Source organism: Vibrio sp. 1F279 (genome assembly GCF_041439815.1).
Taxonomy (GTDB): domain Bacteria; phylum Pseudomonadota; class Gammaproteobacteria; order Enterobacterales; family Vibrionaceae; genus Vibrio; species Vibrio tasmaniensis_A.
The window spans coordinates 247,867-262,159 of record NZ_JBGOOU010000003.1 but is presented as its reverse complement, the minus strand read 5'-3'; the positions used below and the strand labels follow the sequence as shown (position 1 = coordinate 262,159).

The 14,293-nt window shown below is 43.6% G+C and carries 14 protein-coding genes; 1 reads left to right on the top strand and 13 read right to left on the bottom strand.

Annotation, left to right across the window (positions count from 1 at the left end):
• Nucleotides 1-5 precede the first annotated feature (5 nt).
• From lpxA to rpsB, 13 genes are all read right to left on the bottom strand, one after another.
• On the bottom strand, nt 6-794 hold the full coding sequence (lpxA, locus tag ACED60_RS04275; RefSeq protein ID WP_009847407.1) for an acyl-ACP--UDP-N-acetylglucosamine O-acyltransferase: 789 nt from the start codon (nt 792-794) through the stop codon (nt 6-8).
• Between the two features lies 1 nt (nt 795).
• A complete protein-coding gene (fabZ, locus tag ACED60_RS04270) occupies nt 796-1,248 on the bottom strand; it encodes a 3-hydroxyacyl-ACP dehydratase FabZ (RefSeq protein ID WP_009847408.1) in 453 nt (150 codons plus the stop codon).
• A gap of 93 nt (nt 1,249-1,341) precedes the next feature.
• On the bottom strand, nt 1,342-2,373 hold the full coding sequence (gene lpxD, locus ACED60_RS04265) for a UDP-3-O-(3-hydroxymyristoyl)glucosamine N-acyltransferase (RefSeq protein ID WP_017096814.1): 1,032 nt from the start codon (nt 2,371-2,373) through the stop codon (nt 1,342-1,344).
• A gap of 5 nt (nt 2,374-2,378) precedes the next feature.
• Nucleotides 2,379-2,879, bottom strand: a complete 501-nt coding sequence (locus ACED60_RS04260; RefSeq protein ID WP_009847410.1) for an OmpH family outer membrane protein — start codon at nt 2,877-2,879, stop codon at nt 2,379-2,381.
• Nucleotides 2,880-2,906: 27 nt separating this feature from the next.
• The gene (gene bamA, locus ACED60_RS04255) at nt 2,907-5,312 is read right to left on the bottom strand and encodes an outer membrane protein assembly factor BamA (protein ID WP_017096813.1); all 2,406 of its coding nucleotides are present in this window, start codon (nt 5,310-5,312) and stop codon (nt 2,907-2,909) included.
• A gap of 48 nt (nt 5,313-5,360) precedes the next feature.
• Nucleotides 5,361-6,719, bottom strand: a complete 1,359-nt coding sequence (gene rseP, locus ACED60_RS04250; protein ID WP_017103660.1) for a sigma E protease regulator RseP — start codon at nt 6,717-6,719, stop codon at nt 5,361-5,363.
• Nucleotides 6,716-7,924 (bottom strand): 1-deoxy-D-xylulose-5-phosphate reductoisomerase, encoded by a 1,209-nt coding sequence (gene ispC, locus ACED60_RS04245; protein WP_135382665.1) that lies wholly within the window; start codon nt 7,922-7,924, stop codon nt 6,716-6,718. Before ispC ends, rseP begins: the two co-directional genes overlap by 4 nt.
• A gap of 51 nt (nt 7,925-7,975) precedes the next feature.
• A complete protein-coding gene (locus tag ACED60_RS04240; RefSeq protein WP_017096810.1) occupies nt 7,976-8,818 on the bottom strand; it encodes a phosphatidate cytidylyltransferase in 843 nt (280 codons plus the stop codon).
• Between the two features lie 16 nt (nt 8,819-8,834).
• Nucleotides 8,835-9,587: an isoprenyl transferase gene (locus ACED60_RS04235; RefSeq protein WP_009847415.1), complete on the bottom strand. Its 753-nt coding sequence runs from the start codon at nt 9,585-9,587 to the stop codon at nt 8,835-8,837.
• A 98-nt stretch (nt 9,588-9,685) separates the two neighbouring features.
• On the bottom strand, nt 9,686-10,243 hold the full coding sequence (gene frr / locus ACED60_RS04230; protein ID WP_009847417.1) for a ribosome recycling factor: 558 nt from the start codon (nt 10,241-10,243) through the stop codon (nt 9,686-9,688).
• Between the two features lie 98 nt (nt 10,244-10,341).
• Entirely contained in the window at nt 10,342-11,073 is a 732-nt protein-coding gene (gene pyrH, locus ACED60_RS04225) for a UMP kinase (RefSeq protein ID WP_009847418.1), read from the bottom strand.
• A 156-nt stretch (nt 11,074-11,229) separates the two neighbouring features.
• Complete coding sequence (gene tsf / locus ACED60_RS04220; RefSeq protein ID WP_009847419.1) at nt 11,230-12,075, bottom strand: translation elongation factor Ts; 846 nt, start codon at nt 12,073-12,075, stop codon at nt 11,230-11,232.
• Nucleotides 12,076-12,212: 137 nt separating this feature from the next.
• Nucleotides 12,213-12,944 (bottom strand): 30S ribosomal protein S2, encoded by a 732-nt coding sequence (gene rpsB / locus ACED60_RS04215; RefSeq protein WP_009847420.1) that lies wholly within the window; start codon nt 12,942-12,944, stop codon nt 12,213-12,215.
• A 457-nt stretch (nt 12,945-13,401) separates the two neighbouring features.
• Between rpsB and map the strand changes: the two genes are divergently transcribed.
• Nucleotides 13,402-14,280, top strand: a complete 879-nt coding sequence (gene map / locus ACED60_RS04210) for a type I methionyl aminopeptidase (RefSeq protein ID WP_371726997.1) — start codon at nt 13,402-13,404, stop codon at nt 14,278-14,280.
• Nucleotides 14,281-14,293: the final 13 nt, after the last annotated feature.

Below are 14,293 nucleotides of genomic sequence, written 5' to 3'. Positions count from 1 at the left end.
AAGTATTAACGAATAATACCGCGCTCAGAGCTCTCTAGCATTTCTAACATAGGAGTTACCGAAGCAAACTCTTTCGCCATTTCAACTAAAGCGGCTTTCGCTTCTTCAAGTGTTTTGCCTGAACGGTATAACTCTTTGTACGCTTTCTGTAATGCTCGAATTTCTGGTTTCTCAAATCCGTTACGCTTCAAGCCCACTAGGTTGAGGCCGAATGGAGCGGCATGATTACCCTGTGCAAGCACGTACGGCAGTACATCTTGAACAACCGCAGAACAGCCGCCAATGTAAGCGTAAGCACCAATTGAACAAAATGGGTGAATAGCAGAAAGCGCCATAACACCAGCATAATCGCCAACCGTCACGTGACCGCCAAGGATAGCGTTGTTACCAATGTGAGTGTGGTTTCCAACGATTACATCATGCGCTACGTGAGCATTTACACAAAGTAAGTTGTCGTCACCAATCACAGTGGTCGCTTTGTCTTGAGTTGTACCACGGTGGATCTGAACTGCTTCACGAATCACATTACGGTCACCGATCACAACAGTCGTGTCTTCACCACCGTATTTCTTATCTTGGTTTTCTTCTCCAATCACTGCGTGTGGGAAGATTCGGTTTTGCTTACCAATTGTCGTGTGACCTTTGATCACAACATGCGACATCACTTCAGTGTCGTCACCAATTGTCACGTTACCAGCAATGTAAGTGAAAGGACCAACCGTCACGTTAGCACCGATAGTTACATCACCTTCGATTACTGCTGCCGGGTGAATTTTCGCTGTTTCATGAATCATATTAAAACTCTCTACGAGCACATTTAAGTTCAGCTGAACATACAACTACGCCGTCAACTTTCGCTACACCGTTGAACGATGCAATGCCACGACGTTCTTTTAAGAACTCAACTTCGATAACCAATTGGTCACCAGGCACTACTGGCTTGCGGAACTTCGCTTTATCTACGCTAGCAAAGTAGTAAAGCTCATTACCAGAAGGAGCACCAAAAGATTTAAATGCTAGAAGACCTGTTGCTTGCGCCATTGCTTCTAAGATCAACACACCTGGGAATACAGGAAGTTGTGGGAAGTGGCCTGTGAACTGAGGTTCGTTAACAGAAACATTCTTAATCGCAGTCAGTGTCTTTTCTTTTTCAAAGCTAGTCACACGATCAACCATTAAGAATGGGTAGCGATGAGGTAATAGTTCCTGAATTTCAGTAATGTTCATCGTTGTCTGTTCAGTAGTCAAAGTCGTATTCCTATGTATATTCTTTATTTAATGAGAAGGATTATAAACGAAAAAGACTCGCTGTACGCGAGCCTTTTATTAGAAATGCTGGAATTATGATTCCGCGCTGTTCTCGATAAGTTTTTCAACGGTTTTCAAACGCTTGTTCATTTCATCAATACGATGAACTCGCGTTGCTGTTTTACGCCAATCTTTATTTGGCTGCAAAGGAATACCTGAAGAGTACATGCCTTTTTCAGTGATACTGCGCATTACCATCCCCATACCGGTGATTGTAACGCCGTCAACGATTTCTATATGACCATTAATCACACAACCGCCACCAATAATACAGTACTTACCTATCGTTGTGCTGCCGGCGATGATAGTACCACCTGCAATAGCAGAACCATATCCGATGTGAACATTATGAGCTATCTGAAGTTGGTTATCTAAGATAACGTTATCTTCAATAATAGTGTCATCTAATGCGCCACGGTCAACGGTAGTACACGCGCCGATTTCTACGCGGTTACCAACACGAACTGAACCGACTTGCGGGATCTTAACCCACTCGCCTTTCTCATTCGCATAACCAAAACCATCGGATCCAATCACTGTACTAGATTGAATCAAACATGCTTCGCCAATCACCACTTCATGGTAAACACTTACGTTAGCCCAAAGCTTAGTACCTGCGCCAATTTTTGCATTTTGACCAATAAAGCAACCAGCACCGATAACGACGTCATCACCAAGCACTACGCCAGTTTCAATCACAGCATTGGCACCAATAGACACATTTTGTCCAATGGTCGCGTCGCCTGAAATTGAAGCAGAATCAGCAATACCCGTAGCTGGCGCTGGCGTGGAATCAAGCGCTTGAGCAACCTTAGCAAAAGCAACATAAGGGTCGCTGACCACAATAATGTTGGTCTTACACAGTTCACGCTCGCTCTCTTTAACCATAATAGCGGATGCTTTACAGTCACCAAGGTGCTTGCTGTACTTCACGTTCGAAAGGAACGTAATATTTCCTTCTTGCGCTTTATCCATAGGAGCGACTGCTGAAACGGTAACTGTACCGTCTCCGTGTAGCTCTCCACCGGTAATCGTTGCCAATTCGGCTAAGGTCAGATTCTTCATAAAACTTATTTCAGTGATTTAATTACTTTTTCAGAGATGTTGTATTCTGGCTTGCCGTACTGCAGAGCTTGAATATCAACGATCATGTCGTAGCCTTCTTTCTCTGCAACTTTAGTTACAGCATCTTGAATTACTTTGAATAGCTTCTGCTTCTCTTGTGCTTCACGACGTTGGCTTGCTTTTTCTAGTGCTTGAGCTTTGATTTTGTATTTGCTATCTAGTTGGCCGACTTCAATACGAAGTTTCTCTACTTCATCAGGCCCTAATAGCTCACCATCACGCTTAAGCTTTTCAATCTTAGTCTTAGCTTCAGCTTGGATACTTTGAAGCTCAGCAGCTTTATCTTTGAACTCTTCCTGCATTTTTTGAAGAACAACTTCACGCTGAGGTAGAGCCTGGAATACTTGTGCAGTATTTACATAGCCCACTTTTTGCGCAGCTTCAGCCGCTGTTGCAAAGAAAGAAGAGCTAAGAACTACAAGGCCTAAACCTGCTGCTTTAATCATATTTTTCAAAATATTGTCCTTTAAAGATTAGAAAGTTCTACCAATGGTGAATGTGAAGAATTCTTCGTCATCACCTTCGTAGATTTTGATTGGTTTCGCTAGAGAGAAAACCAATGGTCCCATCGGTGACATCCACTGAAGAGCGGCACCATAAGATGAACGGTAATTTGTTGGGTCAGAGTAATCGTAGTAGTACTGTTGACCGCTATTCGGTGCGCCACGGTCTACGAATTCGGTATCCCATACACTTGCCATATCGAAGAACACGCTAGTTCGAATCTGACTGCGCGCTTCATCAGAAGCAAACGGTGTTGGTACGATTAACTCTACGCTAGCCAAAGCAACCGCATTACCACCAACCGAATCATCGGTTGCAGAATTGTACGTCGGGTTGTTGCCCGTGCTATTTCCGTAAACAGCTTTTGGACCAGCTGAGTTAGAACCAAAACCACGTAGTGTTGTAAAACCACCCGCGTAGTAGTTTTCGTAGAATGGGAACAAGTTATCATTACCATCCGTTTGACCATAACCGTTACCATAGCCTAATCGACCACGCATCAATAGTGTGAACTCATGCTTTTTAGTCAACGGAATGTAATGTTTTACATCGTATTGCGCTTTGAAGTATTTCGCATCCGAGCCTGGTACGGTTATTTTCGCGAAAGCACGTTGGTGGTTACCTTCAGTAGGGAAGAAGCCACGGTTAAGGTTGTTGCGCGTCCAAGAGATATTGATATCGAAGTCATCGGTTAAGATATGCTCATCACCGTATTGGTCAATACTTCTCGCAAACTGTTCAACTTGAATATAGGTAGGAACGTTACCGATTTTGTTGTGCGTATAACCAAAACCAAACTCGAGACGGTTCAGCTCATCCATAGGGAAACCCCATGTTAAGCTCGTACCATAACTTTGGTTGGTATAATCGACAATACCCGCTTCAGAGGCTTCAAATTCGTTGTAGAAGATTTTCCCTCCCATACTCACACCATCAAGGTTCCAGTATGGGTCGCGGTAGTCTAAGCTCACATTCTTTTGGTAATCGTTCATCATGGCGCTTACGCCAACACGGTTACCAGAACCTGCAAAGTTATCTTGCTGTAAACCAACCTGGAAGCTGACACCCGATTCAGTACCGTAGCCAACACCGAAGTTGACGCTACCCGAGTTCGCTTCCTTAACGTTGTAAACCAGATCCACTTGGTCTTCACTGCCAGGAACACGTACCGTTTGCACATCGACCGTTTCAAAAAAGCCTAAACGGTTAAGACGGTTCTTACCTGTATCAATCGACTTGGAGTTCAGCCAGCTGCCTTCCATTTGACGCATTTCACGACGCAGTACTTCATCTTTCGTTGAGTTGTTACCCGTGAATCGAATATCACGAACGTAGATACGGCTGCCCGCTTCTACATTGATAACCAACGACACTTCTTTGGTCTCATCGTCAAATTCAGGAATCGTACGAACTTGTGGGTACGCATAGCCAGCTTCGCCTAGAATTCGTTTCACGCCCTCTTCTAAAGACGTTACAGAAGAACCGTTATATGTATCGCCATCTTCGAATGGCACTAACGCTTCGAAGTCAGCCTCGCGGCCGATAAGCTCACCACGGAAAGAGACATCTTTAACGGTATAAGCTTCGCCTTCATCTAGGCCTAGCGTGATGTAAACACCTTTCTTATCAGGAGAGATCGCAACCTGAGTCGAATCCACCTTAAATTTAAGGTAACCACGGTCAAGGTAGTAAGATTTCAACGCTTCGATATCACCAGCCAGTACTTGCTTCTGGTATTTTTCATCCGCAAGGAAATTCCACCATGCAACATCAACGTTCAAGTTGAAACGACTAAGTAGATCAGCGTCAGAGAAAACTTCGTTACCGATAAAGTTAATTTGCTGAATCTTAGCGGACACGCCCTCAGTAAACACAAACTTAAGGTCAGAACGGTTACGAGGCAGAGGCGTCACTACGGCTTTTACTGTCGCGTTGTATTTACCAACACTGTAGTAGAAATCTTCAAGGCCCTTCTCAATGTTACTCAGTGTAGTACGGTCAAGGGCTTCACCTTCACGAACACCAGATGCATCTAGGTTCTGCTGAAGTTGTTCTTCTTTGATCGCCTTGTTACCTGAGAATGAGATACTTGCGATGGTCGGTCGTTCTTTGACTTGAACAACTAAAACATCATCATCGCGAAGAACTTTAACGTCCTCAAAGTTGCCTGAAGCATACAGTGCACGAATGATCTCAGACACATCGCCGTCATCCACTTCATCGCCAATACGTACTGGCATTTTCAGTAGAGCTGCACCAAGTGCAACACGCTGTAAACCTTCGATCTTGATATCTTGAACTACAAAGTTTTGTGCTCCGTTCGCAGCCACACTAGTGGCCAATAGACTTGCGAACAGAATTTGCTTAATCGCCATACTTATTCTAATTATTCCTTGCTACTACCAATGCCTGTGAGAAACTATTCACAGACGAGTAAAATCATTAAATATTGCCAGAGCCATCAAAGAGAAGAGGATTGCGCCTCCCACTCTGTATCCCATTTCTTGAACTTTTTCAGGTACAGGTTTACGAGTAACGGCCTCAATAGCGAAAAAGAGCAAATGTCCGCCATCAAGCATAGGCAGCGGAACTAAATTAATAATACCCAAGTTAACACTAATCAGAGCTAAAAAACCTAAGAAGTAAACCAAACCGTAATCGGCGGTTGCCCCTGCGCCTTTAGCAATTGAAATTGGGCCACTCAAGTTATTTAAGCCAACATCACCAACGATAAGCTTCTTAAGCATTGTCAGTGTCAAACCTATGATTTGACCTGTTTTATCAAATGCTTTTCCTACAGACTCAATTACACCAAATTGTAACTCAAAGCGATAATCTTCTGGCCATTCTGCGACTTCGGGAGCAATACCCGCATAGCCGATTGTAGAACCATCAGAAAATTCGCGACTATTCGGCGTCATAACCAATGACCGCTCAACACCATTTCGTAATACGACAAGGTCCAAGGGCATCATTGGGTGTGAACGGATTAATTCAACAACCGACTTCCACTGTTCAATAGGCTGACCATTAATTTCGACAATTTTATCGCCAGATTCTAGCCCTGCAGAATAGGCAGCACCGTCATCAATAACTTGAGCGAGCACTGTCGATATCTCTGGAGAATAGGGTCTAAAACCAAGCGTTGTCATTGCTGACTCAGTTTCTGGGTTGAACGACCAGTCAGAAATATCCAATGTTATCTGTTGTTCAAAGCCGATGTCGTCTTGAGAAGAAACCGTTACAGTCATGGACTCATCACCAATATGTGATATCAAACCCAAGTTTACTGATTCCCAATCTGCGGTTTTGATTCCTGAAATAGATTTAAGTTCCATTCCAGTTTCAATTCCGGCTTGTGCAACAATAGATTGCGGGGTGACCTCACCGATCACCGGTTTAACCGCAGGCACGCCAATCAAAAATACCAGCCAATATGCGAACACGGCAAAGATAAAGTTGAATGCTGGACCTGCCCCCACAATCGCCGTTCGTTTCCACAACGGTTTCTTATCAAAAGCGTATTGCTGTTCGTCTTCAGAAAGGTCATCAACACGACCATCAAGCATCTTAACGTAGCCACCCAATGGAATGACTGACAAGCTATATTCCGTTCCATCGCGGCCAACTTTACTCCAGATCGATTTACCAAAACCAATCGAGAATTTTTCTACTTTCACACCGCAGCGACGAGCAACCCAGAAGTGTCCAAATTCATGAACAGCGACCAGAATACCAAGCGCTACAATAAAGGATGCGAAGTTCCACAGAATTCCACTCATGCTAGCTGCTCTTTTATAAATTGAATGGCTATTTGACGAGACATATTATCGAGCTCAAGAAGGCTTTCCAAGCTATCTAAGCCCTCAGAGTTATGTTGTTCACATACTTTGTTCATAACATACTCGTTAATGATAGCAATATCGGTAAACTTTACTTGATTGTTCAAGAAAGCATCGACTGCAATTTCGTTTGCCGCATTAATCGCTGTTGTTGCATGCTGACCCAAATAGCACGCCTCAATGGCTAATCTCAAACATGGGTAACGAGTTAAATCGGGCTCTAAGAAGGTAAGCTCGCCCACTTTGGTGAAATCCAGAGGCTTAACACCCGCTTCTGTGCGTTCAGGATAAGACATCGTCAAAGCGATTGGCGTTGCCATATCGGGTTCGCCCATTTGAGCGAGCACCGAGCCATCCTTGTACTGAACCATAGAATGAATCACAGACTGAGGGTGGATAATAACTTTGAGTTGCTCTTGAGAGGCATTAAATAGCCATTTCGCCTCAATGTACTCTAAGCCTTTATTCATCATAGTTGCTGAATCGACAGAGATTTTAGGGCCCATTGACCAGTTAGGGTGTGCAATAGCACGCTCAGGAGTAACGGATTCAAGCTCTGCGACATCGGTATAGCGGAAAGGGCCGCCAGAACCCGTCAAGAGAATATGGTTGATACCGTTCTCTTCCAGATTACAACGACCTAGATTGGTTTGTACATTTTGCGGTAAGCATTGAAAGATAGCATTGTGTTCACTATCGACAGGAAGTAGCTCAGCGCCATATTTTTCGACTGCGTCGATGAACAACTGCCCTGACATCACTAAGGCTTCTTTATTAGCAAGTAAGATACGCTTGCCCGCTTTAACTGCTGACATCGTAGGAAGCAAACCTGCCGCACCCACAATAGCAGCCATTACCGTGTCCACTTCATCTAGAGAAGCGACCTGACACATGCCTTCAGAACCAGAAAGAACTTTGATGTTTGGGTAATTTGTAGACAACACTTCAGTCAGCTTAGATGCTGCATCAGGGCAAGCCATAGCAACATAGCTTGGTTGCCACTTTTCAACTAACGCCAGCATCTTTTCAACATTCGAGCCTGCAGCCATTGCTACAACCGAATAGAGTTCTGGGTTTTGTTCAACGACTTTTAGTGTACTTGCACCAATTGAGCCGGTAGCGCCAAGGATAGTTAGATTTCGCATCACATATGACCGTAGAAATGTAATAAAGGGCAGAATCACTGCCCTTTTTTATTAGAATGCTAAATAAAGCAGAGCAAAGACAGGGAACGCAGCCGTTAAGCTATCTATTCTATCAAGTATACCACCATGACCAGGAATCAGATTACTGCTGTCTTTCACCCCAGAAACACGTTTAAACATGCTTTCAACAAGATCACCAAGAACAGAAATAACGACGGTCACAAGAGTAATAACAATCATGTGGAGAGGGCTTGTGAATTGGATATCAAACAAGTCAGCAAAGATCCAGGCCACGATCACTGCTGTAATGATGCCACCAATAAGACCTTCAATCGTTTTATTAGGACTCACCGCAGGGGCCATTTTGCGCTTGCCAAAGCTCTTTCCTGAAAAGTAAGCACCACTGTCCGCAGCCCAAACAAGCAAGCAAACGAACATCACCAATTTTGCGCCGTGGTAAGGATCAACATCGATACCGTTAGCACGCAGGATAACCACACTCCAGAAGAATGGTAGCAAAGTCAGCACGCCAAATGCGTGACGAAGAATTGATGAGTCTTTCCATGCTGGCATAGACTTAGGATAAGTCACTGCCATACCACTCGCGATTACCCACCAAATTGAACCAATCGTTAGAATGGCGTAGTGAGCACCCGATAAGTTATTAAGGCTAAATGCATCAAAAGGTATAAAAGCAAAACTTGCAGCACTTACCACAACTGTTGGAATCAACGCTAAATAACGTGATTTGCTTTCAACAAACTGAGTCCACTCCCAAAAACCCAATAGCGAGATTACTGCTAGTGAAAGAATAAACGTGGGAAGTGATAACTCGAAAATACCTAGAATAACTAGGGGAGCTAAAATCAACGCCGTAATAATTCGTTGTTTCAAACCAAAAAAATCCTTATTAACTGTCCATCAGAGCTTTAATTTGCTCACCGGTGCATCCAAAACGACGCTCGCGGTTTACAAACCAAGTCACAGCTTCTACTAAGCTGTCTTCATTAAAGTCTGGCCAGAATTGTTCAGTGAAATACATTTCGGCGTAAGCTAATTGCCAAAGCATAAAGTTACTAATGCGGCACTCGCCACTGGTGCGGATAAGTAGATCGACTTCTGGAATATCTGCCATCGTCAGGTGTTGTGTAATCATAGCTTCATCAATGTCTTCTACATTAATATCGCCAGACTTAACCTGTTGAGCAATCGAAGTCATCGCTTGCTGGATATCCCACTTACCGCCGTAGTTAGCCGCAATATTAATAACCATACCCGTATTGGTGCTAGTCAAAGCTTCCGCTTCTTCTATTTTCTTTTGTAGTCGCTCATTAAAACGACTTTTATCACCAATAACACGAAGTTGTAGATTATTTTTATGAAGCTTTTTTACTTCACTCGATAGCACTGAAATAAACAGTTCCATCAAGAGACCCACTTCTTCTTCAGGACGACGCCAATTTTCACTACTAAAAGCAAAAAGAGTTACGGCTTTAATGCCAAGTCTGGCTGCTGAAGATATGGTTTTTCGAACAGCTTGAACGCCATTTTTATGACCAAAGACACGAGGCTTACCCTGAGCTTTTGCCCAGCGACCATTACCATCCATAATGATAGCAATGTGTTTAGGAAGAGAGTCTGTGAACGCTTGAGAATTATGCATAAAAGAGTGAATCAAATTCTAATAGTCGAACAGAATAGCATAAAAAAACGCTGCACCGTGAGTACAGCGTTTTTCCTGAAAGAAAAGAATATGGAAAATTAAACTTCCATCAACTCTTTTTCTTTAACTGCTAGAACTTCGTCTACGTTCTTAACCGCAGCGTCAGTTAGCTTTTGAATTTCGTCTTGTGCTTTACGATCTTCGTCTTCTGAAATTTCTTTGTCTTTAAGAAGCGCTTTTAGATCGCCATTCGCGTCACGACGGATGTTACGAATAGCAACACGGCCACCTTCAGCTTCGCCACGAACGATTTTAACTAGGTCTTTACGACGCTCTTCCGTAAGCGGTGGAAGTGGAACGCGAATAACCGTACCTGCAGACATAGGGTTTAAGCCTAGGTCAGAAGTCATGATTGCTTTTTCAACAAGAGGAGTCAGTGTTTTATCAAACACTGTAATTGCTAGTGTACGTGCGTCTTCAGCAATAACGTTAGCTACTTGAGTCAAAGGTGTTGGTGCACCGTAGTACTCAACAGTAAGACCAGAAAGTAGGCTCGGGTGAGCACGGCCTGTACGGATTTTTTGTAGGCTGTTTTTTAGTGCATCAACACTTTTTACCATGCGCTCTTGAGCGTCTTTTTTGATTTCGTTAATCACAATTTCACCTTGATTATGTTCTTTCTTCAAGAAAGCTTTTTATTTGGAGTGATAAGGATAAGCTTACCGAAGCATTATACTTCAGTAAGCCCGAAAAATTAGTCAGCGTCGCTGATTAATGTACCTTCAGTTTCACCCATAACCACGCGACGTAGTGCGCCTGGCTTATTCATGTTAAATACACGGATTGGCATTTTGTGGTCACGTGCTAGCGTAAATGCGGCCAAGTCCATTACTTTCAATTCTTTCTCAAGAATTGTGTTGTAAGACAACGTATCATACAACTCTGCGTCTGGGTTTGCTACTGGGTCAGCAGTAAATACACCATCTACTTTTGTTGCTTTTAGAACTACGTCAGCTTCGATTTCGATACCGCGTAAACATGCAGCAGAGTCTGTAGTAAAGAATGGGTTACCAGTACCTGCAGAGAAGATCACAACACGACCTTGACGTAGTTGGCTGATTGCATCTGCCCAATTGTAGTCGTCACATACACCTTTAAGAGGAATTGCTGACATTACACGTGCGTTTACGTAAGCACGGTGTAGTGCGTCACGCATAGCAAGGCCGTTCATTACCGTTGCAAGCATCCCCATATGGTCACCAACAACACGGTTCATACCCGCTTCTGCTAGGCCTGCGCCACGGAAAAGGTTACCACCACCGATAACAACACCAACTTGAACGCCTAGTTCAACTAATTCTTTTACTTCTTGAGCCATACGATCAAGGATCGTTGGGTCAATACCAAAACCTTCTTCGCCTTGTAGCGCTTCACCGCTAAGTTTTAACAGAATACGTTGATACGCTGGTTTAGGGTTCGTAGTCATGGAGCTTACCTTCCAAAGAGTTGATGATTAACAGTCATGGATAAAAACTGAAGAGCTCAGTTTGCATTCATAACAGCTAAAAGCCGGAAATAATTCATTATTCATAAAAAGACCGCAGCATTTGCCACGGTCTCTTTTCAAACAATACGCTAAGGATTAACCTTTTTGTACCGCTGCGACTTCGTCTGCGAAGCTCATTTCAGCTGCTTTCTCGATACCTTCACCAACTTCTAAACGAACGAAGGTAGTAACTGATGCGCCTTTCTCTTTAAGAATGTCAGCAACAGTTTTCTTAGGTTCCATGATGAAAGCTTGACCAGTAAGAGATACTTCGCCCGTGAATTTCTTCATACGGCCGATAACCATTTTCTCAGCGATCTCTTGTGGTTTGCCTTCGTTCATAGCGATTTCAACTTGAACAGCTTTTTCTTTTTCTACTACGTCAGCAGGTACGTCAGATGGGTTAACGTACTCAGGCTTAGAAGCAGCAACGTGCATAGCGATGTGCTTAAGCGTTTCAGCTTCGCCTTCACCAGCAACAACAACACCGATTTTCTCGCCGTGACGGTAAGAAGCTAGTGCAACACCTTCAACAAGCTCAACACGACGGATGCTGATGTTCTCACCGATCTTAGTTACTAGAGCGATACGTGCGTCTTCAAACTTAGCTTGAAGTGCAACGATGTCTAGACGTTCAGCTAGAGCAACTTCAGCAACTTCGTTAGCGAATGCAAGGAAACCTGCATCTTTAGCTACGAAATCAGTTTGGCAGTTCACTTCAAGAAGAGCAGCAACGCCAGCTTCTTCTTTAATGATGATTGCGCCTTCAGCAGCAACGTTACCAGCTTTTTTAGCTGCTTTCGCTGCGCCAGATTTACGCATATTTTCAATTGCTAGCTCGATGTCGCCTTCAGCAGCAACAAGCGCTTTTTTACATTCCATCATGCCCGCAGCTGTGCGTTCACGAAGTTCTTTAACTAGAGCTGCAGTTACAGTTGCCATTCTCTATTCCTCAGTAAATTCTAAAAAAGATAAAAAACAGGGGCCTAATTAATTGGCCCCTGATATTGACTGTATTCAGTTCTTAAGCCATCGATTATGACCGCTTAATATGAACTAAATATGGCTCAGAGCCGCTATTATTCAGCTTCTACAAAACCGTCTTTTTCAGCAGCTACAGCAGCAACATCTTTGTTACGACCTTCTTTAACCGCGTCTGCAGCAGCGTTTAGGTAAAGCTGTACTGCACGGATTGCATCATCGTTACCAGGGATAACGAAGTCAACACCGTCTGGGTTAGAGTTAGTATCAACTACAGCGTAAACTGGGATACCTAGGTTGTTTGCTTCTTTAACTGCGATGTGTTCGTGATCAGCATCGATAACGAATAGAGCGTCTGGAAGGCCGCCCATGTTCTTGATACCACCAAGAGACTTCTCTAGCTTCTCCATTTCACGAGTGCGCATTAGAGCTTCTTTCTTAGTAAGCTTGTCGAAAGTACCGTCTTGAGCTTGCGCTTCAAGTTCTTTCAGACGCTTGATAGACTGACGAACAGTTTTGTAGTTCGTTAGCATACCGCCTAACCAGCGGTTGTTAACGTAGAACTGGTTGCTGTTGATAGCAGCTTCTTTAACAGCTTCAGATGCAGCGCGCTTAGTACCAACAAAAAGAACTTTACCTTTCTTCTCGCCAACTTTAGCGATTTCAGCTAGAGCGTCGTTGAACATTGGTACAGTTTTTTCTAGGTTGATGATATGTACTTTGTTACGAGCACCAAAGATGAATGGCTTCATTTTTGGGTTCCAGTAACGAGTTTGGTGACCGAAGTGAACACCAGCTTTAAGCATATCGCGCATTGATACAGTTGCCATTTTAAAATCCTCTATGGGGTTAGGCCTCCACATCCCCCATGAATCCGACCCCTAACAACTAACCACTTTTCAGCCGTTATCTGTGTTGTTGAGGCACCCCGGAACATGTGTCGGAATGTGTGTGATTTAAAGAAATAAGTTAGTGGACACAAAGCTTGTTTCGCCAATTGGAGAAAACAGTCCTGATGTCCGGCGCGCTTTATACCATATCTTGTCTATCTATGGCTAGAAAAAAATCCAAAAATGGCGACTGCTATACTGTAGCCTATTAGCGGATTTCACCGATAAATCGCGGCCTAATCAAATCGATTCAGCATCGTCTTACAGAGCAATATCGGCTTAATTTAATTAGTATCCACCAGCATTGTATGGATATGGGAATGTTGCGCTAAAATGCTGCACTGATAGAATAGCCCCAATATGCACACTTAGGTGCTACCAAATTAAGAGATATGCAATGGCTGTAAAAATTAAAACTGCTGAAGAAATTGAAAAAATGCGCGTCGCCGGCAAGCTGGCTTCTGAAATTTTAGAGATGATTGAACCTCACATCCAAGTGGGTACAACGACAGAAGAGCTTAACCAAATCTGTCACGAGTACGCTCTAGAGAGAGGCGCATACTCAGCACCACTTGATTACCACGGTTTCCCTAAGTCTATCTGTACGTCTATCAACCACATCGTGTGTCATGGTATTCCAGCATCACAAGATGAGACTGGTAGCACTGGTCAATTCAAACCTGCAGTATTGAAAGATGGCGATATTCTAAACGTTGATATCACTGTGATTGTTCCTGATGACGAAAATGCAGACCTAAGCACTCGTCCGCAGGGTTACCATGGTGACACATCTAAAATGTTCCTTGTGGGTGAAGTTTCACCAGCAAACAAACGTCTATGCATGGTTGCTCAAGAAGCACTTTATGAAGGCATGCGTCAGGTTAAACCAGGCGTTCAACTTGGCCAAGTTGGTACTGCTATCGAGAAGTACATCAAGACAAACAACAAGAACAACCCACGCGCTAAGTTCTCTATTGTAAAAGATTACTGTGGTCACGGCATTGGTTCTGAGTTCCACGAAGATCCACAAGTCGTTCACTACAAAAACAGCGATCGCACAGAGCTAAAAGCAGGCATGTGTTTCACAATCGAGCCAATGATTAATGCTGGTAAATTTGGTTGCCGTCTAGATGACGAAGATAGCTGGACAGTGTACACAGCTGACAGCAAGAACTCGGCTCAGTGGGAACACACTTTAGTTGTTACTGATACTGGTTGTGAAGTACTAACACTACGCAGTGATGATACGATTCCACGTATCATGAAGAACGCTTAGTTCAATAAACTGA